The sequence below is a fragment of the Aquimarina sediminis genome, assembly GCF_002895435.1.
Lineage (GTDB): Bacteria > Bacteroidota > Bacteroidia > Flavobacteriales > Flavobacteriaceae > Aquimarina > Aquimarina sediminis.
Map to the genome: position 1 here is coordinate 311,140 of NZ_POYJ01000005.1, position 24,092 is coordinate 335,231.

At 32.6% G+C, this 24,092-nt stretch carries 14 protein-coding genes and 1 pseudogene; 12 read left to right on the plus strand and 3 right to left on the minus strand.

All coding sequences use genetic code 11. From position 1 onward, the window contains the following. The first annotated feature begins 64 nt into the window (after nt 1–64). From C1X07_RS13895 to C1X07_RS13945, 11 genes are all read left to right on the plus strand, one after another. Nucleotides 65–3,190, plus strand: coding sequence for a SusC/RagA family TonB-linked outer membrane protein (locus C1X07_RS13895; protein ID WP_103070624.1), 3,126 nt, complete (start codon nt 65–67; stop codon nt 3,188–3,190). Between the two features lie 10 nt (nt 3,191–3,200). Continuing rightward, nucleotides 3,201–4,688, plus strand: coding sequence for a SusD/RagB family nutrient-binding outer membrane lipoprotein (locus tag C1X07_RS13900; protein WP_103070625.1), 1,488 nt, complete (start codon nt 3,201–3,203; stop codon nt 4,686–4,688). Nucleotides 4,689–4,788: 100 nt separating this feature from the next. Further along, nucleotides 4,789–8,145 carry a VCBS repeat-containing protein gene (locus C1X07_RS13905; RefSeq protein WP_103070626.1) on the plus strand — a complete coding sequence of 1,119 codons (3,357 nt, stop codon included), beginning with the start codon at nt 4,789–4,791 and terminating at the stop codon, nt 8,143–8,145. Between the two features lie 20 nt (nt 8,146–8,165). Then, complete coding sequence (locus C1X07_RS13910) at nt 8,166–9,602, plus strand: sugar MFS transporter (protein ID WP_103070627.1); 1,437 nt, start codon at nt 8,166–8,168, stop codon at nt 9,600–9,602. Nucleotides 9,603–9,613: 11 nt separating this feature from the next. After that, nucleotides 9,614–10,513, plus strand: coding sequence for an ROK family protein (locus C1X07_RS13915; RefSeq protein WP_103070628.1), 900 nt, complete (start codon nt 9,614–9,616; stop codon nt 10,511–10,513). Nucleotides 10,514–10,805: 292 nt separating this feature from the next. Continuing rightward, a complete protein-coding gene (gene nagB / locus C1X07_RS13920; RefSeq protein WP_103070629.1) occupies nt 10,806–12,752 on the plus strand; it encodes a glucosamine-6-phosphate deaminase in 1,947 nt (648 codons plus the stop codon). 142 nt (nt 12,753–12,894) lie between these two features. Further along, nucleotides 12,895–14,922 (plus strand): glycoside hydrolase family 97 protein, encoded by a 2,028-nt coding sequence (locus C1X07_RS13925; RefSeq protein WP_103070653.1) that lies wholly within the window; start codon nt 12,895–12,897, stop codon nt 14,920–14,922. 12 nt (nt 14,923–14,934) lie between these two features. Further along, a complete protein-coding gene (locus C1X07_RS13930; protein ID WP_103070630.1) occupies nt 14,935–16,974 on the plus strand; it encodes a glycoside hydrolase family 65 protein in 2,040 nt (679 codons plus the stop codon). A 374-nt stretch (nt 16,975–17,348) separates the two neighbouring features. Beyond that, entirely contained in the window at nt 17,349–17,567 is a 219-nt protein-coding gene (locus C1X07_RS13935) for a hypothetical protein (RefSeq protein WP_103070631.1), read from the plus strand. 210 nt (nt 17,568–17,777) lie between these two features. Continuing rightward, nucleotides 17,778–18,884, plus strand: a complete 1,107-nt coding sequence (locus tag C1X07_RS13940) for a WG repeat-containing protein (RefSeq protein WP_103070632.1) — start codon at nt 17,778–17,780, stop codon at nt 18,882–18,884. Between the two features lie 940 nt (nt 18,885–19,824). Next, nucleotides 19,825–21,504, plus strand: a complete 1,680-nt coding sequence (locus tag C1X07_RS13945) for a histidine kinase dimerization/phospho-acceptor domain-containing protein (RefSeq protein WP_103070633.1) — start codon at nt 19,825–19,827, stop codon at nt 21,502–21,504. A 180-nt stretch (nt 21,505–21,684) separates the two neighbouring features. Here the strand turns inward: C1X07_RS13945 and C1X07_RS13950 are convergent, their stop codons facing one another. Beyond that, nucleotides 21,685–22,278 (minus strand): hypothetical protein, encoded by a 594-nt coding sequence (locus C1X07_RS13950; RefSeq protein ID WP_103070634.1) that lies wholly within the window; start codon nt 22,276–22,278, stop codon nt 21,685–21,687. A gap of 183 nt (nt 22,279–22,461) precedes the next feature. Here C1X07_RS13950 and C1X07_RS13955 point away from each other — a divergent pair, with 183 nt between their 5' ends. Beyond that, nucleotides 22,462–23,328: a winged helix-turn-helix domain-containing protein gene (locus C1X07_RS13955; RefSeq protein WP_103070635.1), complete on the plus strand. Its 867-nt coding sequence runs from the start codon at nt 22,462–22,464 to the stop codon at nt 23,326–23,328. A gap of 43 nt (nt 23,329–23,371) precedes the next feature. Here C1X07_RS13955 and C1X07_RS13960 read toward each other — a convergent pair whose 3' ends face one another. Next, nucleotides 23,372–23,896 carry a GNAT family N-acetyltransferase gene (locus C1X07_RS13960; RefSeq protein WP_103070636.1) on the minus strand — a complete coding sequence of 175 codons (525 nt, stop codon included), beginning with the start codon at nt 23,894–23,896 and terminating at the stop codon, nt 23,372–23,374. 91 nt (nt 23,897–23,987) lie between these two features. Further along, nucleotides 23,988–24,092 (minus strand): annotated as a pseudogene (locus tag C1X07_RS25510) (IS982 family transposase); the annotation flags it as partial.

The window sequence follows — 24,092 nt, forward strand, 5'->3', positions numbered from 1 at the left end:
AAATTAACATTAGAGTAACATTTGTATTGTCGATATAGAAATAAATTAACTAAAAGTAGGTAGTATGATTAATAAATTACTGATTTTTTTAATGTTTGTGTTGTTTGTGTCAAGCAATGTGGCATTTGCACAAAATAAAAAAACCGTTTCAGGTACTGTAACAGGGGAAGATGGGATACCTCTGGTAGGAGTGAACGTCATCGAAAAAGGAACATCTAATGGTACATCAACAGATTTTGATGGAAACTATAATGTTGTCGTTTCAAATTCATCTAGTGTTTTAGTCTTTTCCTCTCTTGGATTTGAAGAAAAGGAAATAGTTGTAAATGAAAAAACAAATATAGATGTTGTATTAATTGGAAGTGACGAGCTATTGGGAGAAGTAGTAGTAACAGCTTTAGGTATAAAGAAGACTACAAAAGCACTGGGGTATTCTTTGACAGAAGTTGGAGGAGATGAATTGTCCACCATTAAATTACCCAATGCAGTCAATTCATTACAAGGTAAAATTGCAGGTGTTAATGTAACACAAAACTCTACAGGAGCGGCAGGTTCTAGTAGGGTTATTATTCGTGGGTCAAGTACACTTACCGGGGATAATCAACCTTTGTATGTTATAGATGGTATACCTATTAGTAACGTAAATAATGGATCTGCAGGATTATGGGGAGGATCCGATGGAGGTGATGGAATTTCTAGTATTAATCCAGATGATATAGAGTCTGTAAGTGTATTAAAAGGAGGGGCGGCTTCCGCATTATACGGTTCTAGAGCCGCAGGTGGAGTTATTATTGTAACAACAAAATCGGGTAAAGAACAAAAAGGTTTTGGTGTAGAAGTAAGTAGCTCTGTAACATTTGATCAGGTAGACACATCGTTACAAGATTTTCAAACCGAATATGGTCAAGGACGACGTGGTGCAAAACCGGTAAATCAGGAAGAAGCTCTGGATGTAGGATTGTCATCATGGGGAGAAAGACTAGATGGATCTAGTGTAATACAATGGGATGGAGTATCGAGACCATATTCATATGTAGGAAATAATCAAGAGCATTTTTATAGAACAGGAACGACATTTATCAACTCGGTAGCCTTAACTAATGGAGGAGAAGATTTTAATTATAGATTTTCAGCGTCTGATTTAACCAACGAAGATATTACACCAAATTCAGGATTAAATAGAAAAACATTTTCATTAAATTCTGGAGCAGTAATGGCAGATAAATTAACTACTCAGGTTAATGTAAAGTATATTTTGGAAGAAGTAAATAATAGGCCTCGTTTATCTGATGCGCCTGGAAATGGAAATTTTACAGTAGCCAATCTAGCACCAAATGTAGATGTTAGATTTATGAATCCAGGAGCAAATGATGATTTGACAGAGCGACAATATTCCTCTAACTCGTTTTCTCAAAACCCATATTTTGCTGCTTATAATTTTAGAAACGAAGACACAAAAAACAGAGTTATAGCATCAACATCTTTACGATATGATGTTTTTGATTGGTTATATGTTTCCGGTAGAGCAGGGATAGATCACTATACTATTAGAAGAACTGCAGTAGAACCTTTTGGTACGGCATATAAACCATTGGGAGGTATAGAAGAGAGAGAGATTAGATATAGCCAGATTGATGCAGATTTGATCCTGGGGGTAGAGAAAGATATCACAGATAAATTCGCAACCAATGTTTTTATCGGAGCAAATGGAAATAGTGTTTCTCAAGAAACAAAAATACTTAGAGGAAACGATTTTATCGTACCAGGATTAGAGCAATTTGGAAACACAGTTAACCAATCTGCCGAAAATAATTTTTCTGGTAATGGAAATGGAAAAAGAAAAATAGGATCCTTATATGGTTCAGTAGAATTTTCTTATGATGATTTTGCTTATCTAACATTTACAGGAAGAAATGACTGGTTCTCTACCTTATCTTTTCCTGGGAAAAATACTTCAAATAATGATTTCTACCCATCTGTAAATGCAAGTTTGATTTTATCACAAATGTTTGAATTGCCAGAAGCAATTGATTTTCTAAAACTAAGAGGAGGATATTCTGAAGTTGCTGGGGGAGCACAAGATCCTTATCAATTAGCATTAACCTATCAGATTTTTGGTCAAGGGCATTTGGGACAACCTTTAGGAAGTATAAATGGAGATCGAGTGCCAAATGCTAATTTGGTAGCATTTAGTAAAAGCGAATCTGAAATTGGTATTGATGCAAGATTCTTTAATAGTAGATTATCTTTTGATGTGGCTTATTATTCAAATGAGACAACCAATGATATTGTTCCTGTAGGTACTTCAGTATTTTCTGGATACAATACAGCCTTAGCAAATATTGGAATAGTAGAGAATAAAGGAATTGAATTTTTGATTTCCGGAACTCCTGTTAAAACCGAAAACTTTAGCTGGACTACTAGTGTTAATGGAGCTCATAATACAGGAAAAGTAGTAGCAACTAATGAAGAAGGAGGAGAGATAAGTTTGGGAGAACCTAGATCCAGAAATGTAGAAATCAAGCAAATTGTGGGAGAACCTTATGGAGTCATTTTTGGAGTACCTTACGTAAGAGATGATAACGGAAATATAGTATATGAAATTGATGGAGATGGTGTACCATTAGCACAAAGAGGAGAACGTAAAATTTTGGGAGAAGGAGTACCTCCGTTAACCCTAGGATTTACAAATACCATAACATATAAAAATGTTACCCTAAACTTTTTGATTGATGGTAAGTTTGGAGGGCAGATTTTTTCAGGTACTAATACAGTAACTTATGGAAATGGATTACATAAAGGAACTTTAGCAGGTAGAGAAAATGGACTTACTGTTACAGGGGTTAATGCAGAAACTGGAGAGCAGTTTACTACAACTGTAGCTCCTGAAGATTTGCAAACCTATTATGGCAGAATTAGTGGAATAGCAGAAGAGTTTGTTGAAGATTCTGATTATATTAAATTTAGACAGCTAAGTTTAGGGTATACTTTCCCTAATAGTATATTAGATAAAACCTTCTTGGATAGCGCTTCAATTTCTTTAATAGCTTCTAATCTGTTTTACCTTATGAGAACGGTGGATAATATTGATCCAGAAAGTGCTTACAATGTAGGTAATGCCCAAGGGCTTGAATATTTTGGACTTCCTTCTACAAGAAGTTATGGGTTAAATGTGAACTTAAAGTTTTAAAAAAAGAATTATGAAAAAATCAATTTATATAATATTCTTGGCAATACTATTCGTTGCCTGTGATGAAGGCTTTGAAGAGTTAAATGTAGACCCTACCAAGCCAACTCAAGTAAGTGTGGTAAACAAATTATCTGCGGTACAATTATATACTTCAGGAGAAAGATATGAGAACTGGAGAGCTAATCTAATTTATTGTTCTACAATGATGCAACATATGGCATCTACTGCTGGATATTGGACTGGGGATAAATATACCTTAAATGAAGGATTTGCTTCTTCTATGATTGACAGAATCTATGGAAATGCGGTTAAAACGTTAGAAGATATGTTAATCCAATTAGAAGAAGAGGGACATCCAGAAGAAATGAAAGCAATTACAAGAATACAAAGAGTTTTTGTATTTCATAGATTGACAGATTTGCATGGAGATGTTCCTTATAGCGAAGCAGGTAAAGCATTTTTGGAGGGTATTCTTACTCCAAAATATGATTCCCAAAGTGAAATTTATGCAGATATGCTAAAAGAGTTAGAAGAATCTGCAGCTGCTTTGGGGTCTGGAACCTCAGATTTTGGAGATGGAGATTTAATGTTTAAAGGTGATCAGGCAAAATGGAAACGATTTGCAAACTCTATGATGTTAAGACTAGGTTTACGTTTAATAAAAGTTGATCCAACAGCTTCACAACAATGGGTAACCAAAGCAATTGCTGGAGGTGTAATGGAGTCTAATGATGATATTGCATATATTCAGCATACAGCAGGACCAGAAGGTATTAATAAAAATGGGGTTGGAGAAGTGTTCACGGCAGATGGTAATCCACGTCTAAGTAAAACTTTTGTAGATTTTTTAGCAGGAGATCCTAGATTGCCGATCCTTGGAGCACGTAGAAGTGATGGTAGTACAGATCCGGTAGATCAAAAAGGATTACCAAATGGCTTAGACAGTTCTTTACTACTTGATTTAACAGGAGAAGAGGATACAGATGCGTATACCGAACCCAATAGAAGTATTATAACAGGAGAAGATGCTCCTATGTTTTTCCAGACCTACGCAGAAGTAGAGTTTATGCTAGCTGAAGCGGCACACAGATGGGGATTAGCAGGTGGCGATCCAGAATCACATTATAATGCAGGAGTGCGTGCAGCTATGAAAATGTTAGAATTGTATGGAGAAGCAGGCGCAATAGCAGATGCCGATATTGATCAATATCTAGTTGATAATCCTTTTGATGGAGCTAATGCACTAGAGCAAATAAATACTCAATATTGGGCAGCAACATTCCTAAACGAATATGAAGCATATGCCAATTGGAGAAGAACAGGATTTCCTGTGTTAGTTCCTGTTAATTATCCAGGTAATGTTACTAACGGGACTATACCAAGAAGATTAACTTATGCTACCAGCGAACAAAGCAATAATACAGAAAATTATAACGCAGCCATCTCAAACCAAGGGCCAGACCTATTAACCACAAGAGTTTGGTGGGATAAAGAATAGTTCATAAATTTTAAGTTTTTTTGAATCCTTTTATTAGCCGAATAAATAAAGGAGAAATTAATTTCTCCTTTATTTTTTTGATAAATACACTTTTAATGAAATGAAGATTACTAATCCATATCTGTATTGTATACCTGTTGTTATTCTAGTATTGTTTTTTTTTAATAAAAATGAAGAAGAAATAGATACTGTAGTGCAGAAAAGATTTTCGATACTGGATTCTTCTTATAGTGGGGTAACTTTTTCAAATACAATAAAAGATACTAAAGAAAGGAATATATTAAAATATGCCAATTTTTATGGAGGAGCAGGAGTTGGAGTAGGAGATTTTAATAATGATGGTCTGCAAGATATATACTTTGCCGGTAATATAGTACCAGACAAAGTATATTTTAATCAAGGAAAACTTGTTTTTAAAGATGTTACCAAAGAAGTAGGAATAAAAAATGATGGAGGATGGTCTACAGGAGTAACTGTTGCAGATGTAAATAATGATGGATATGTAGATGTGTATGTTAGCAGAGAACTATATGACGATAAACCAGATTGGAGATCTAATCTATTATACATTAATAAAGGAGATGGAACCTTTATAGAGTCCGCTGCAGAATACGGTGTTGCAGATTCACAAAGAACAAGACATGCTACTTTTTTTGATTATGATAAAGATGGGTTTTTGGATTTGTTTTTATTAACCCAGCCTCCTAATCCTGGAAGTTATTCGGATTACTTTGGAACCAAATTACTTCAACCCGAATATCATGTTAAATTGTTTAGAAATACAGGAAAAGAATCTTTTGTAGAAGTAACAAAACAGGCAGGGCTATTACATACCGGATTTCCTAATGCAGTATCCGCAAGTGATATTAATAATGATGGCTGGACCGATCTTTATGTTGCAAATGACTTTTATGCACCAGACTTTGTTTTTATAAATAATAAAGACGGCACTTTTATTAATCAGGCTGATTCTGCATTAAACCATATGTCCTATTATAGTATGGGAGTAGATATCGCTGATATTAATAATGATGGCTTACTAGATGTTTTTGTAGTAGATATGGTTGCTGAAGATAATTTCCGATCTAAGTCAAATATGAGCGGGATGAACCCTAAAGCTTTTCAAAGAGTCGTAGATAATGGAGGACACTATCAATATATGTACAATACTGTCCAACTCAATAATGGAAATTCAACTTTTAGCGATATTGCTCAATTAACAAATATGGCAGCTACCGACTGGAGTTGGTCTAATCTTATTGCTGATTTTGATAATGATGGGTTAAAAGATGTATATATCACCAATGGTTTATTACGTGATATTCGTAATACAGATGCTGATAAGAAAGTTGGAGAATATGTTATTGAAACAGCAAATAATTGGATAAGTAAAAATCCACATGCAGGAGAAATTAGTATCTGGGAGATATTAGATTTGGATAAAACCTTAGCACTGTTACCATCTCAACCCTTACAAAATTATGCCTATAAAAATTACGGAAACCTAAAGTTCAAAAAAGCAATGAATGAATGGGGGCTGGATCAAAAGTCCTTTTCTAACGGAGCCGCTTATGCTGATTTTGACAACGATGGTGATTTGGATATTGTGGTAAATAATATTAATGAAGAAGCATTTATATATCGTAATAATTCTGAAATTTTATCTAAATCTAATTTTCTCAGAATCAAATTATCTGATAAAAAAGGGAGACCTGTTTTTGGTACCAGAGTACAATTGTATTGTAAAGATGGTGTGCAAACGCAAGAAACCACCAATGTTAGAGGGATTTATTCGACCAGTGAACCTTTGGTACATTTTGGACTTGGTAATTTAAAAAAAGTGGATAGCTTAATTATTACTTGGCCTAATGGGACACAATTGGTGAAAAAAGATATAGCAGCCAATAAACTATTACAGTTAGAAATGGTTAGTGGTTCTGCATTAGCGGATAATAGAAAACCTGATGTTGTTACAAAAGACCTTCTTTTTAAGGAAATTACGACATCATTTGGTATCAATTATAAGCATATAGAAAATGTATTTGATGACTACAAAAAACAAGTGTTGTTACCTCATAAATTATCTCAATTCGGACCAGCTTTAGCAATAGGAGATATTAATAATGATGAATTAGAAGATGTCTTTATAGGTGGAGCGACAGGGTTTGATGCAGTACTATATATTCAAAATAACGAAGGAAGTTTTTCAAAAAGCAATAAAGCTCTGTGGGTAAAAGAAAATGCATATGAGGATGTAGATGCAATATTTGTAGATATAAATGGAGATTCGTACCTAGATTTGTACGTAGTAAGTGGAGGTAATGAATATCCAATAAACGATCCTCATTATATAGATAGATTATATCTTAATGATGGTAAAGGCAATTTTTCAAAAGGTGCTATACTTAACGTAAACCGCCAAAGTGGATCAAAGGCTATTGTAGAAGATTATGATAATGATGGTGATTATGACGTCTTTGTTGGTGGAAGAGTGGTACCACACCAATATCCCATGCCCGCAAGTAGTATGCTTTTAAAGAATGAAAATGGACAACTGGTAAATGTTACCGATATGATTGCTCCAGAATTTAAGGATATTGGAATGGTGACCGATGCAGTGTGGACAGATTATGATAATGATGCAGATATTGATCTTATACTAGTAGGAGAATGGATGCCAATAACTCTGTTCAAAAATGAACAAGGGAAATTGTATAAAGAAACTAATGAAAGCCTTGAAAAATCAGCAGGTTGGTGGTTTAGTCTAGAAAAAGGAGATTTTGATAATGATGGAGATATTGATTTTATAGCCGGTAACATTGGTCTGAATTATAAATATAAAACATCAGAAGAAACTCCTTTTGATGTGTATTATCATGATTTTGATTCCAATGGAAGCCAAGATATTGTTTTGGGGTATTATGATAAGAATAAACATTACCCGGTAAGAGGGTTTTCATGTTCCGCAGAGCAAATTCCATTGCTTAAGAAGCAAATTAATAATTATGATTTATTTGCTTCTCTAGAGATCAATCAGGTATATGGCGAAAAAAAATTAGGAAATGCCTTGCATTATAAGGCAGAAACTTTCGCCTCTTCTTATATAGAAAATAAAGGAAATGGTGTATTTAAGATCTCACCTTTACCTTATCAGGCACAGCTCTCCAGTATTAATGACATTGTAGTTAATGATTTTAATAATGATGGTAATCAGGATGCATTAATGGCCGGAAATTTATTTGTATCAGAAATTGAGACACCAAGAAATGATGCAGGGATAGGGCTTTTGATGTTAGGAGACGGTAAAGGTAATTTTTCACCTACGCTAGGGAAAGAAAGTGGGTTTTTTGCAAATAAAGATGCCAAAAAGATTAAGATACTTAACAGCAAAAAAGGGAAAAAGGTATTGGTTGCAAATAATGATAGTGAACTTCAATCCTTTATTCTAAAAAAATAATTTAAAAACATATATATAACATGCCAGATATATCTAATTCTTTGCCTGTAAATTCAGAAGGGCAGAATAACTATAAAAGACCTTTTTTTGCAATTATTTTCTTGTTCTTCTTATGGGGGTTTATCACTGTTATGAACGATGTATTAATCCCACATTTAAAAGCAGTTTTTGAACTTAGCTATTTTCAGGCTGCCTTAATACAGTTTGCATTTTTCGGAGCTTTTTTTATTATCTCACTGATCTATTTTATAACCTCGGTTAGTGTTGGTGATCCTATTTCTAAAATAGGGTATAAAAATGGGATTATTATCGGACTTATTTTGTGTGGTCTTGGTTGCTACCTTTTTTATCCGGCAGCAAACTATCAACGATATGGGGTTTTCTTAGGAGCTTTATTTGTACTCGCTTCAGGGGTGACAATATTACAAATTACGGCAAATCCCTATGCTGCTATTCTTGGAAAACCAGAAACAGCATCTAGTAGACTCAATCTTGCTCAGGGATTTAACTCTTTTGGTACTACATTAGCACCTATTATTGGTGCAATACTATTATATAAGGTATTCTCTAATGGAGAAATCACTGTAGATTCTTTAAAAATGCCTTATATAATTTATGGAAGCTTGTTTTTACTATTAGCCGTTGTTATAAAGTTTGTCAAATTACCATCCTTTGTTAATAATGAAAAAATAGAAAAAGGATTAGGGGTATTAAAGTTTAGGCATGTCGTTCTTGGGATGTTTGCCATATTCTTTTATGTCGGTGGAGAAGTTTCAATCGGTAGTTTTTTAATAAACTTTTTTGGTTTAGAAACTATTATGGGAATGGAAGAAGCGGAAGCAGGAATATTTTTATCCTATTATTGGGGAGGTGCTATGATTGGAAGATTTTTGGGTTCAGTATCTATGAGTGCTATGACCAATAAGATGAAAAAACACCTTCTAATGGCTATCTTATCGATACTGTTCTTTTTTGTTCTCTATTTTATTACAGGAATAAAAGTTGAAGAGGGAGAGTTTTCACTACAATTATTATCATTTTCCAAAATATGGTTGTTTGTGGTCTTTTTAATCATTAATTATTTGTTCTTTTTGATAGGAGGAACAAAACCTTCAAAAGTGTTAACCTTGTTTGTAGGAATAATTATAGTGCTATTGTTGATTATGATTTTGGGCAATGGTGAGGTAGCTTTTTGGAGTGCTATTGCTATTGGGGCGTTCAATTCAATTCTATGGTCAAACATATTTACTCTTGCAATAAAGGATTTAGGAAAATATACTAGCCAAGCATCATCATTGTTGGTGATGATGATAGTTGGGGGAGCAATCATACCCTTGTTACAAGGAGCAGTAGCTGATATCATAGGTATTAAATTATCTTTTTTTATACCGTTACTATGTTATGGGTATTTGATCTTTTATGGTTTAGTAGGGTACAGGATTAAAAATACACTTTAAAAATATTAAAAATGGTTCTAGGAGTAGATATTGGAGGAAGTCATATCTCAGTAGCTATTATAGATGAAAAAGTACCCGAAAAAGTACAGAATATCTATACAATGAAAATAAGTCATAAAGCTAGTTTAGATTTGATAATAGATAGTTGGATAGGAGTTATGGAGCTGGCTATTGATAATTTAGGAAATAAAAGATTGAATGGAATAGGTATAGCTATTCCTGGTCCTTTTGATTATGAAAAGGGAATTTTTCCTGACAAAGGAGAAGGTAAATTTGAAATGTTAAACAATCTTAGTCTTAAAGATTGTATTGTGAAAAAGCTAAACTTACAACCTTCGGTTTCAGTGCGATTTTATAATGACGCTGCTTGTTTCGGAATAGGAGAAACCTGGGTAGGTGAGTTAGTATCGTATCACAAAACTATAGCAATAACATTAGGAACAGGGTTAGGAGCAACTTTTTTGCGTGATGGTGTTCCCGTGGTAGAAGGAAAAGGAGTCCCTTTGCATGGTGAATTGTACCATTTACCATTTGGAGATGATATTGCAGATAAGAGTTTTTCTACCATGTGGTTTCAAAAACGCTATAAAGAGCTTACTAATAGTGAAATAAAAGGAGTGAAAGAACTAATAGGCGGTACAAATGATACTGTAATAATAACACAAATTTTTAAAGAGTTTTCAGAAAATTTGGCAACTTTTCTTTCTCCTTGGTTGCGTGATTTTGAAGCAGAAGCTATTGTTATTGGTGGTAATATAAGTAATGCCTGGGCATTTTTTATAGAAGGGTTATCTCTAACACTTAATAAGCTAGGTATAACAATTCCAATATATAAAAGTACGCTTAAAGAAAACTCTGCATTATTAGGAGCTGCTAGACTAATTGATAATGATTTTTTTAGTAAACTTTAATTTAGTTATCTACAGATTTTATTGATGAAGAAATGATAAAATACAAAAGTGGTACGATAGAAGGTGATATTAGAGATAAAAATAGTATTTTGGAAGGATAAATAATTCATTGAAATACAGGTGATTTGTAAAAGCAATATCATAAAAAAAATAACAAGAAATTTAAAAGTTTAATGCACACAGATTTTATTACATAAACTTAAAGTTCTAGTAACAAACAGTCAGCTATATTTACTACTGATTAGTGTGTTTATATTTTTGTTTTGAAATCTGATTTATAGTACAAATTATTATGGTTACCAAAATTCAGTTAAATGATTCTGAAGATATTAGTTATAAAGAAGCTGGAATTTATGAAAACACTAAGTTTGAAAAAATCCACAATGTAATCTTCAAAAACTCAGATTATGCATCTGTTATAATTGCTCGGGAAATAGCTACTCTTATCAGAGAAAAACAAGCTAAAGACCAGAATTGTGTTTTGGGACTGGCTACAGGTTCTTCACCAATTAAAGTTTATGCAGAATTAGTAAGACTTCATAAAGAAGAAAACCTAAGTTTTGCCAATGTAGTTGTGTTTAATTTGGATGAGTATTATCCCATGGATAAAACTAATGTGCAAAGCTACCATTATTTTATGCATGAACATTTACTTGATCATGTAGATATATTACCAGAAAATATCCATATTCCTGATGGAACTATTTCATCAGAAGAACTTTATCAATATTTTATAGATTACGAGTTAAAAATAAACGCAGCGGGAGGGCTTGATTTTCAACTTTTAGGAATTGGAAGAACAGGTCATATTGGATTTAATGAGCCAGGGTCACATCCTAATTCTGGAACACGAATTATCACATTGAATTATTTGACGAGATCAGATGCCGCTCAAGCCTTTTTTGGAATAGCAAATGTGCCTAAGAGGGCTATAACGATGGGGGTAGGAACCATAAAGAAAGCTAGACGTATAGTCATAATGGCTTTGGGACATAAAAAAGCTGAAATCGTAAAAAAGACTATAGAAGGTAATATAACATCCGATATTCCTGCTTCATATTTACAAGAACATAAGAATACCACTTTTGTATTGGATCAGGAGGCTGCAGGAGAACTAACAAGAATTAAAACACCCTGGTTAGTAGAGTCATGTATATGGAGTGAAAAGACAAAAAGTAAGTCAATTGCCTGGCTAAGCCAAAAATTACAAAAACCTATACTTAAACTTACGGATAAGGATTATAATGATAACGGAATGTCTGGATTGTTGGCAGAAAAGGGTTCTGCCTATGATCTAAATATAAGTATGTTTAATAAACTACAGTCTACAATTACTGGATGGCCAGGAGGTAAACCAAATGCTGATGATGCCAACCGCCCAGAGCGTAATACACCTCATAAAAAAAGAGTTTTGATTCTTAGTCCGCATCCCGATGATGATGTAATATCTATGGGAGGTACTTTTCTTCGTTTGATTGAGCAGGGGCACGAAGTACACGTAGCGTATCAAACTTCTGGGAATATAGCTGTATCTGATGCCGAAGCTATTAAATATGCAGAGGTTGTTAAAAATATGATGCTAAGAAATGCGGGTTGTATTGATATTGATAAAATTATTAGCGATCTTAAAAAGAAAAAAGAGAATACAGCAATTGATTCTATTGATGTAAGGGCTTTAAAAGGATTAATCAGAAGAGTAGAGTCATTAGGAGCAACACGCTCTTTAGGGTTGCCTGATACTAATGTGAATTTTCTGGATTTACCTTTTTATGAAACAGGAACTGCAAAAAAGAAACCATATGGTAAACAAGATGTTGCTATCCTGACAAAATTAATAAGAGAGATAAAACCACATCAGATATATGCTGCAGGGGATCTGGCAGATCCTCATGGTACGCACAAAGTTTGTCTGGATATTTTGTTTCATGTAATAGAAGATATTATGAAAGAGGAGTTTATGATAGATTGTTGGGTGTGGCTATATCGAGGAGCATGGCATGAATGGGATATACATGATATAGAAATGGCAGTCCCGCTAAGTCCTGATGAGGTAGAAAAAAAGAGAAAAGCGATATTTTTTCATCAATCACAAAAGGATAACGTTATGTTTCAAGGAGATGATGCAAGAGAATTTTGGGTGAGAGCAGAAGAACGCAATAAAGATACTGCAATAAAATACCATCAATTAGGGTTAACGGATTATGCGGGTATAGAGGCTTTTAAAAGATATTACTTCTAAGTATTTAGATTAAAATCACATTCTGTGATTACTTTTTATAGAATAATTTTGTTGTTCTACAGGTTGACTTATGTATAAAAGTAAGGCTAATTGTCTCTTTGGAAATAAATCTTTAATTAATTACTCAAACAATATTTCAGGTATGAAAATTCCATTTCTAATTTTAATTGGATTACTATTAACTTCTTGCTCAAAAAAAGAAGTTAGTTCTTTGATGATTAATTCACCCGATAAAAAAATTCAAGTTCATTTTGATATAACCAATACCAAACCTGTCTATAGTGTTACTTTTGAAGGGAAAAAGATAATTAACGGATCTAAACTTGGATTAGAGTTTAAGCACCAGGAACCATTAACAGGAAATTTTGAAGTAACAGAAGTTGTTAGAAACACCGTAGACAAAAAATGGGAACAAGTTTGGGGGGAGAAAAAAGAAGTAAGAAATCATTATAATGAAGCCTTAATTAGATTAAAAGAGAAAAGTGGCAACAAAAGAAAATTGAATATAGTATTTAGAGTGTTTGATGATGGGTTAGGTTTTTCGTATGAAATCCCAAAACAAGATACTTTAGATAGTCTTTATATTACAAATGAGGTTACCGAATTTGGATTGTCAGATAATTATACGACCTGGTTTATTCCAGCAAATTATGAGTCTTATGAAGCTCTTTATCAGAATAAACTTGCCAGCGAAGTAGAATCTGCTAATACCCCAATTACTTTTGAATCTGCAGATAAAAGTGTTTTTGTGAGTATCCACGAAGCTAACTTAACAGATTATGCCGGTATGACATTAAAAAAACAACCGGGCTCTGATTTAAATTTTGAAGCAGATTTGGTCCCATGGCCCGACGGTGTTAAAGTAAAGACAAAAACACCGATGAGCACACCTTGGAGAACAATTCAAATAAGCAACTCTGCAGAAAAACTGATTGAATCAACATTGATTTTAAATTTAAATGAGCCCAATAAACTCAAAGATGTGTCATGGGTTAAGCCATGCAAATACATTGGTGTGTGGTGGGGAATGCATTTGGGGGTTCACACATGGACTCTAGGAGAACAACATGGAGCCACAACAAAAAGAATGAAGGAATATATTGATTTTGCTTCAGAGAATAATATTGATGCTGTCCTAGCCGAAGGGTGGAGTACGGGATGGGAAAAATGGGGAAAACCAAAAGCCTTTGATTTTGTAACCCCATATGAAGATTTTGATTTAAAAGAAATTGTAGCACATGCCAAGAAAAAGGATGTGAAAATTATGGGACATCATGAAACAGGAGGTGATGCTCAGTATTATGACCAACAGATTAAAGAGGCATTCGAACTTTATAAGTCGATGGGAATTAATTATTTGAAAACAGGTTATGCCGGACCTATACAACCCTCAAAACAATATCATCATGGGCAATATATGGTTAATCATTATCGTAAAGTAGTCGAAACAGCGGCTAGATATAGACTTAATGTTAATGCTCATGAACCCATAAAACCAACAGGAATCAGAAGAACCTATCCTAATATGATGAGTAGAGAGGGAGCTAGAGGTATGGAGTGGAATGGTTGGAGCGAAGGTAATCCTCCAGAACATCATACTATATTGCCTTTTACAAGAATCCTAGCAGGACCTTTGGATTATACTCCAGGAATTTTTGATCTACTGTATAAAAATGCAGGTAAAAGAGTAAAATGGAATAATCTGGATAAGGGGAATAGTGGAATTAATACTACCTTGTCAAAACAACTTGCTTTGTATGTGGTATTCTATAGCCCTTTACAAATGGCATCTGACTTGATAAAAAATTATAAAGATCAACCAGCCTTTCAATTTATAAGAGATGTACCTGTAGATTGGGAAAATACAAAAGTCCTAAATGCCCAAATTGGTGATTATGTAACTATAGTTCGGAAAGATATTAATAGTGATGATTGGTATTTGGGAGCAATCACAGATGAAAATGAACGCGAACTGAATGTAAAACTTGATTTTTTGGATCATAAAAAAGAATTTATTGCAGAGAGATATAAGGATACAAAAGATAGCCATTGGAAAAATAATCCTTATCCCTTACAAATACTAAAGCAAAAAGTAAGCTATAATGATACCTTGAGTATTAAATTAGCTGCAGGAGGAGGGCAAGCTATCCGGTTTAAAGCAGTACAATAAAATAAAGGAAAGATGAAAAATGTATTGTTTGTAGTTTTACTAATACTCTTTACTTCTGTTACGGGACAGCAACTGGATGGCTGGAATATTTCAGCTACAAATTCAATAAACTATACTGGTATAGCGATTTCTAATGGGCGTATCGGAATTTTGCCTTCAAAAATTCCTTTTAAAATAGATCATATTATTTTAAATAATGTATTTGAGAAAGAGTCTGCTCTAGGAGTTAGTCGAATTTTGAAAGGAATTAATTTTGCCAATATTTCAGTAGAAATTAATGGAGAGAAAATTGAAGAAGCAAGCGTTAGTAATTGGAAACAAACTCTAAACATGAAAGAAGCTAGTTTTACTACGTCTTTTGATTTTAGAGATATTGCTACAATTACACATACTATTTATGCCCTTCGCAATGTACCTTATTCTGGATATATTGATGTCAATGTTGTCGGGAAAAAGAAGTGCGACCTAAAAATAACAGGGATAATCAAGACTCCATCCGTATATCAAAACCCAATAAGTACTTATAGAGTTATAAGAGATCTGGACACTTCGATACCTATTCTTCAGACAGTAGCTCAAAGTGAATTTGGGAGACATACAGTAGGAGCAACTGCAAGTTTTATTTTCCATGAAGATACTTCTTCCGAAGAAAATCGACAATATCCCAAATTAGTTCATAATAAAATTTCAGAGTATGACAATCGACTGTCTTTTGAGAAAACGCTACAAAAAGGAACTTCCTTTAGTTTTACATGGACAGGGGCAGAATGTTCTACCCAGGATTTTTCTGACCCAATATCAGAATCAGAGAGGTTTGTGATTTTTAATGCACTGACACCCAAATCTATATTGTTAGGAAAACATAAAGAGCTATGGGGCAAACTATGGGAAGGAGATATAATTATTGAAGGAGATGTACAGTCACAACAGGATGTACGTTTGGCTTTGTATCATTTATACGCTTTTGGGAGAGGAGATTCAAATTTGAGTATACCTCCAATGGGGTTATCCTCTCAGGGGTATAATGGACATATCTTTTGGGATGCCGAGTTATGGATGTTTCCCCCTTTATTAGCTTTAAATCAGGATATAGCCAAGTCTCTTCTGAATTATAGATCTGATAGAATAGAAATAGCGAAACGAAAAGCTGCTAATTTTGGCTATAAAGGTGCTATGTTTCCATGGGAAAGTGATGATACAGGAGAGGAGTCTACTCCACCCAGGGCTTTGACAGGCGTTTTTGAACATCATATAACTGCCGATGTTGCTATTGCTTTTTGGAATTATTATGCCGTAACAAAAGATAAAGAATGGTTGATAAAAAGAGGGTATCCATTATTAAAAGAAGTTGCCGATTATTGGGTGAGTCGTGCTACCCAAAATCTGGATGGAACATTCTCGATAAAAAATGTAATTGGTGCTAATGAATTTGCACATAATGTAAATGATAATGCATTTACAAATGGATCTGCAATTACTGCGCTAAAATATGCAATACTGGCAGCAGAAGAAATTGGCTTTGGGATAAAGGAAGATTGGAAACAAGTAGGAGACAATATCTTAATTCATAAAACCAAAAATGGGATTACTATGGAACATAGTACGTATGATGGAGAAATGATAAAACAAGCCGATGTTAATTTACTTGCATATCCTTTGAACATAATTACAGATAAAAAAACAATATTGAAGGATTTAAAATACTATGAACCTAAATTGATAAAAGAAGGTCCAGCAATGGGTAAATCTGTATTTGCAATTATTTATGCTCGTCTGGGAGATGTCGATAATGCATTTCGTCTGTTTAGGAACAGTTATGAACCAAACAAAAGACCACCTTTTGGAGCTTTGTCAGAATCTGCAACAAGTAATAATCCTTATTTTGCAACTGGTGCAGGAGGGATGCTTCAAGTCGTTTTATTTGGTTTTGGAGGATTGTATTTCGATAGAACAGGAATAACCCAAAAAAAATCAATTCTTCCAGATCATTGGAAATCTTTGACAATTAAAGGAGTAGGTCCAGACAAAAAAACATATGTTGTTAAAAAATGAATCAAATTAAAGGCAACGATTCATGAATATAAGGCATTTATAAAATAAGCAATTAAAAAACGATGTTTCTTAATATAAATTGGTGAGGAATCTCTTTTTGAAGGCGTATAAAAATTTTAAGACTTAATATTATTTGGAGGAATAACTATGCGCTACGGGAAACCATAAGAATATGGAGAAATCCTGTTGTAATTTTGAGTATGATACTAAAATGGCTTACTCAGTTATTTCATAAACAAAAATCCGAGCAGAAAAATATTTGCACTTGCGATTCTAAGAAACTTCTTTATTTTAATAGTAAGTATTGCCTTAATTGTGGGAGAAAAGTTTAAAAAAGATTAGATTTACTTAGGGAAAAATTAAATAGTGTTTATATGAATCTTGGTTTTAAGGAATCAATTGATATACGTATTTTGAATAAAATACTGGAAATAAAGAGGGTGCATTCAAAAGGATATGTTACTATTAGTGTAGAAAATAAAATAAACCGGGATTTTAAGACAAGTCTTAGAAGAGAGGGGATTCAAATTAAAGAAAATAAACTAGAACTTATTTCAAGTAGACTGATTCAGTATAAGTTTGAATGGGATTGAGAGAAGATCTTATCTTTCGAGAATATATTTTTCAATTACTTCAATTACTTCAATTATAGAGATATTTGCATTTGTCATACTCAAATAAATTATACAGTGAAACTATTGTTTCTTCTTCTTTTATTGGATAGATAAAAACCTACAGTGTTAATCGTTTAACTTTTTGCCTGTTGCATGTTTTTATCTATAAATTAATCATAATTATAAGATATGAATTCAAAAATTGAGAATAAACCAAAAGAATTAAGTATTGTAATGGCAGCGGTTTGTACTGGTCAAAAATGGGGGTTTATAGATAGAAGCGGTAACGAAATAATCTCTTCTCGTTTTGAGTGTGCAGATTCCTTTTCTGAAGGTTATGCCGCTGTCTGTATTAATGATAAGTGGGGGTTTATTAATGAGAAAGGAGTATTGGCTATACCAGCAAAATATGATAAAGTAAAGCAGGCTTTTACAGAAGGTTTTGCTTTGGTAATTTTAAAAGAAGATTTTATTTTTATTGATGGTGATGGGAAAGAGATTTTATTATCAAAATATGATGATGTCTTAGGTTTTTCTCATGGTTTGGCTCCTGTTTGTTTTAAAAAAAAATGGGGTTTTGTTGATGTAAAAGGGAGAGAAGTAATTTCTTTAATTTATGATAAGACTTACGGTTTTTCCGAAGGTCTTTGTAGGGTTGAGAAAAACAAAAGATATGGCTATATCGATGTTCAAGGTAATGAAGTTATTGCGATCAAATATTTTTATGCATTTCATTTTTCTGAAGGTTTAGCAGGAGTAACATCAAAAAATGGTTTTGGGTATATTAATAAAAAAGGAGATGAGGTTATTGTTAGTCAATATCAATGGGGTACAGATTTTTCAGAGGGCTTTGCTGCTGTTGAAAAAAATGATCTTTGGGGGGTTATAGATTATAAAGGGAATGAAATTACTTCTTTTAAATATAACGAGCAAAAATCTATATTTTACTATCGCTTTGATCCTCCATATAATTTTTCTGCAGGTTTTATGGCGGTAAGCTTTGAAGGCTGGTATGGTTTTATTAACACAAAGGGAGAAGAAGTAATACCATTTGATTACGTAAATACCTTAGGTTTTTTTGAAAATATGGCTATGGTGAGTGATAAGAGAGGAAGCGGTTTTGTTAACACAAAAGGAGAAGAAATAATTCCGTTACAATATGAAGATGCCCAAAATTTTAGTAACAAACTGGCAGCTGTTAAACTAAATGGAAAATGGGGGTTTATTGATAAAGAAAATAATATAGCAATCCCTTTTTGTTATCAAATGACTAAACCATTTCGAAAGACATATTAGAATTTATTCAAGGCTTTTAAAAAAAACATACCAACCTCATTCATTTATAAAAGTAAATACATAAAGAATTTTATACCGTGTCTGAAATAGTTAAACTAGATATTTTTTAACCTTAGACTTAAGAAAAGGCTTTTTATAGCTATGTTATTAATATATAAAATTCACTTCCTGAGGAAACCCGTAACACTGATAGTCAGTTAGTTAGTATATTTACATGAGTTTGATTTAGTTAATTGTTATTTAAGTGATTTCGATTATAAAACCCTCTAGAGTCCTAAACTAGAGGGTTTTATTTTATGAAGTACAATAAAGGATATCTACAAGCCTGAAACCAACTCCACTCACTATTTTTTCATTGGTTATATTTTTGTATCTTTTATAGGTTATAAAATTGGGAACGCAAATATTTTCTTTTGAAACGTTCTTTATCGATAACCCCTTGATTTTCGATTACATTTTAAAAAATTATTTGATAACGATGATATCGTATACCACGGATATCTACTAAGAAATTATTATTTAGGTGAAAATTTGGGGAGTTGTAAAAGGTATATTCTGTATATATGGTACTCTATTATTAGAATGCGTAACTGTTTAATTTGTTATGAGTTACAGGTTGATTGTTCTATTGTAAAAACAATACTACAAAAAATAGGATGATCATATCAGACTATGTATAGCAAGCATTACAAGAAAGAAGTAGTATAATAAATGATTTTTTTTAACTAAATTTAACAGAGATACAAGCCTTAATGATGAGAAATAATTAGTGAATAGGCAACATCTAAATAGTAATTGGTTACAAAAAACGGCTGAATACAAATATTTTGCAAACTCAAAAATGATGCTTTTAATAATGTATTAGGAGTTTTGTATAGGCTTTGTGAAATGATTTACCTCAACTGTTTAGAATTCTTCAATATTAAAAGAAGTAGTTATTATGAAAATTCAAGAATCTTTCATTGAAAAAACTTTACAATTTCTCACACAAAAAAAACATAGTAGTGATGGTGATATATTTCTTAAGGAAATAGCAGGATTTTTGGGTGATTTATTTCAGGTTAGTTATGTTTTTATTGATGAATACTCTTACGAAAATCCAAAAATAGCAAAAACGAAGGCTCTCTATTCAATACAAGAAGGTACTCTTCCTGATATAGAATATGAACTTGAATTTACCCCTTGTCAAAATATTATAGATAATATTGAATTATGTGTCTACCCAAAAGATATTCAATCTCTATTTCCTCAGGATGAGATGTTACAGGATCTAAATATTCATAGTTATATTGGAATACCTGTTTTAGATTCGTTAACCAATACTATAGGGTTGATTGCAATAGCAAATTGTAAACCACTTGATCTGGGATTAATTAAAACAATAGAGATGGTTCTACAAACAACCGCGATAAAAGTTTCTCAGTTGTTAGAAAGAAGTTTGCATAAAAGAAAATTAGAAAAACAAATAGAAGATCTAAAAATTGCTAATTCCAAGGCAGAAGAAAGTAACCGATTAAAATCAGCTTTTTTGGCTAATATGAGTCATGAAATAAGAACACCTATGAATGGTATTATTGGTTTTTCTGAACTTTTAAAAAAACCTAAATTATCTACTAATGATCAAAAAAAATATCTAGACATTATCGAAAAAAGCGGAAAGCGAATGCTAGGCATAATTAATGATATTATAGATATTTCTAAAATTGAATCTGGACAAATGGTAGTGTCTAAATCCCCAGTAAATATTGATAATTTGCTGCGGTATGTACATACATTTTCGAAGCCATTGACAGAAGAAAAGAGTCTTAAACTTCAATTGAGTAAATTGCATAAAAAGCATAAGCTAGTTGTATATACTGATAAAGAGAAGGTTTATGCGATATTAACTAATCTAATTAATAATGCAATAAAATATAGTGATAGCGGTACAATTGAGTACGGTTATACAATCAAAAATGGTTTTGTAGAGTTCTTTATAAAAGATGAAGGAATGGGGATTTCCAGTAAAAACCGTGAAATTATTTTTAAGCGTTTTGTAAGAGAAAACGATGCAGACAAAAAAGCTATCCAAGGAACTGGTCTGGGGTTATCAATAACAAAAGCTTATGTAGAAATGCTTGGAGGTAAAATATGGATTGATAGTAAAGAAAACAAGGGCACATCAGTATATTTTACAATTCCCAATGATGAAAGTGTTGCACATATAAAAGAAGATGGTAAGAAGAAGCAAAACGAAAGTGCCAAAGGTGAGATAGGTAAAAAAGCAAAATTTCTAATTGCAGAAGATGATAAGATTTCTGAAATGTTGATATCTCACATTATTAGAGATTATAGTAGTGATATTATAATTGCTAAAGATGGTAAGGAAGCTATTGATGCTTGCAAAGAACACTCAGATATAGATATTGTATTAATGGACGTTAGAATGCCTGAAATTGATGGATATGAGGCAGCTGGTGAAATACGAAAATTCAATAAAGACTTAATTTTGATTGCCCAAACTGCTAATGCTCTAAATAATGATAAAGAAAAACTACTTGATATTGGTTTCAATGAATATATTCCTAAACCGATTGATGGAAAGAAGTTGATTAAGACCATAAAAAAGTACATGAATTAGTTGGGTCTACCTGTCCTAATTGGTTTTATTTCTTTCAATTAAGGTTCTTTGGTTTTTGTCGGCGTATTTGCTGTATTTATTGTAAAGTGAGTGTTATTAATTGTTTTTTCCTTGGCTCATTTCATTTTTATTAGGAATCCGTTTCTGTAAGTATAATAATGTTATTCTCTGTTTTATGATTTAAGAATGCATACATGATATATGTGAAAAGACCCCGAAGCATACTGAAGTTTGTAGTTTTTTGATGGATAGAACTCCGGACTGTTGAGAAATAACAAATTTTACATTTTCCATTGTATAATTTGGCTCAACAATAAACCTTAATAAACCGGCTATTTCAAAATCATCATGCGAATTGATCGTTAGTTTCTGAGTGTAAACACTACTACGTTTTACTAAGTTTGGCTGTTTCCCTTCTAAGGAATATGGTTGTTCTGACGGCATAGGTAATTCTAAATTCGAGCCTTTTGAGCTTAGGTTTTTGGTTTTATCAATTGAGATAGTAAGATTATTTACAAATTTACCATTGGAATGAGGAGACTCTAAAAAATCTTTATCATAAATGTCTATTGAAATAATTAGATTATATTGATTGTTATTTGTAGAATCAATATCAAGTTTTATTTGATAAGGAGGGTTAATTTCAGGAAATGTAACTGTAGGTTGTAATACCTCAGAGTGATGGGCAGTTACTTTGGTTATATTGTGTTGTTTATTGTTTTTTGTACAACTAGCACTTAGTAGTATCACAAAAATTATTGTTAAATTTTTCATTTTCAATTGATTTAATTGTTAAGGATAGCATAGTCATTTTTTGCTGATACAAAATGGTTTTCTGTTATACTATGTTCATCTTCCCGTAAAATTAAATCTACTTACTGTTAATAGTGTCAAAAAAATGTCAAAGAAGTGTCAACTAGTGTGAAATCTGATAAAATTATTTGTTATTTGTAGTGTATGCAAAACATAAGCACTAGTTTATTCGGAGCTTTAATAGGCGTTACTTTTCTATTCTTTGGTTGTTCGGAGTCCGAAAGACAAAAAGAAGAGTTTACAGAAATAGTTAAAATTGCTTTACGCGATGCCGGAAATCAATTATTATTGGCTAATAAGGACAGCACTTCTTTGGTCTTACCAGTAGTTCTATTAGAAAACTCAAAATATCAGCTTTCTTTTGAGAACGAGTTTTCATTTGATCCTGCTGATCTGGTTTCTATAATAAAAGAAAGTTTTCAAAAAGCCGGATTGCCAAAACAGTACAGTGTAGAAGTACTGCAGTGTTTTGATAGAGAAGTACCATTTAGCTATTTGATTAGAAATAACACGCATAAAGATATTATTCCTTGCAGAGGCAGGATTTTGAAAGATGGGTGTTATAGTATTGAAGTACACTTTAATCATAGAACTTCTTCTAGCAGTTTTAATTGGCAAAATATGGTTTTTGTATCGCTTGCTCTTGTGGTTATCTTTCTTTTACTTTTTCTATATAAACAAAAACAATCTAAAGAGAATAAGGCGCTCAAAGAAGATTACATCCGTATTGGTAGTTTTCAGTTTTATCCAGAACAACATAAATTGATTAAACAATTTGTAGAAATAAACCTCTCAAAAAAAGAATGCGAACTGTTAGAGATTTTTGTGGCACGTCCTAATCAAACCATCAAGCGAGATGAGTTGGTTAAAAAAGTATGGGAAGACAATGGTGTAATTGTGGGTAGAAGCCTAGATACATATATATCAAAACTTCGTAAGAAGTTAAAGGATGATGATACGATTAGATTTATAAATGTTCATGGAGTAGGATATAAGCTAGAAATAAAATAGTGAAGTAGTTTACGATCTAAAATCCAATTTTTCGGTAATTGGATTAATCTTTAAAGAGAATTGGATGATAAAGTTCTACGAACTCTTCAACATCTTTTAAAGAAAGTAGTGTTGGGTAAGATATTAGTAATAACTGTATGGGAAGTTGATCGGTCACAGAAGGAGGCACTTCATAATAGTGCGAGTTAAGTTTAAATCCTATTCTCTCATAAAAATTTATTCTACGTTGATTGATAGTAGAGTTTGGTAATTCGACTTCTAATACAATTGGTTTGTCAGTACGACCTATAAACTCTTCAAGGATTAATTTTCCAAACCCTTTATTTCTTTGTTGTATAGATGTAGCGAAATGATCGATATATCTATACGAATCAAAATCCCACCATAAGAGAAAACCTACTAATTGCTTTTCATCTATGATGATGTCAAAATGATAGTTTGGATTCTTCATTACGTGAGCTTGAGCGTCTATTAGTCTGCGTTCTTCAATAGGAAAAGATTCCTCATAAATTCTCCATGCATTTTCGAAATATTTATCCGAAATACTTTTAAGTCTAATTCGCCTCATTTTGGGTATTGCTTTCTTGGTGGGGATTATATATTTCTCGCAAAACTAAATGAATTTTGGTCAACTTAAAACCTGAATTCGATCTAAGTATTTAGCAGAATAGTGCTAATTGGTTTGATTTGATAGTTTCAAATTTGATTTCTGGTTTCTTTTCTTGAAAAGAATAAGCAATAAGACTAGCTACAAGATTAGTAAT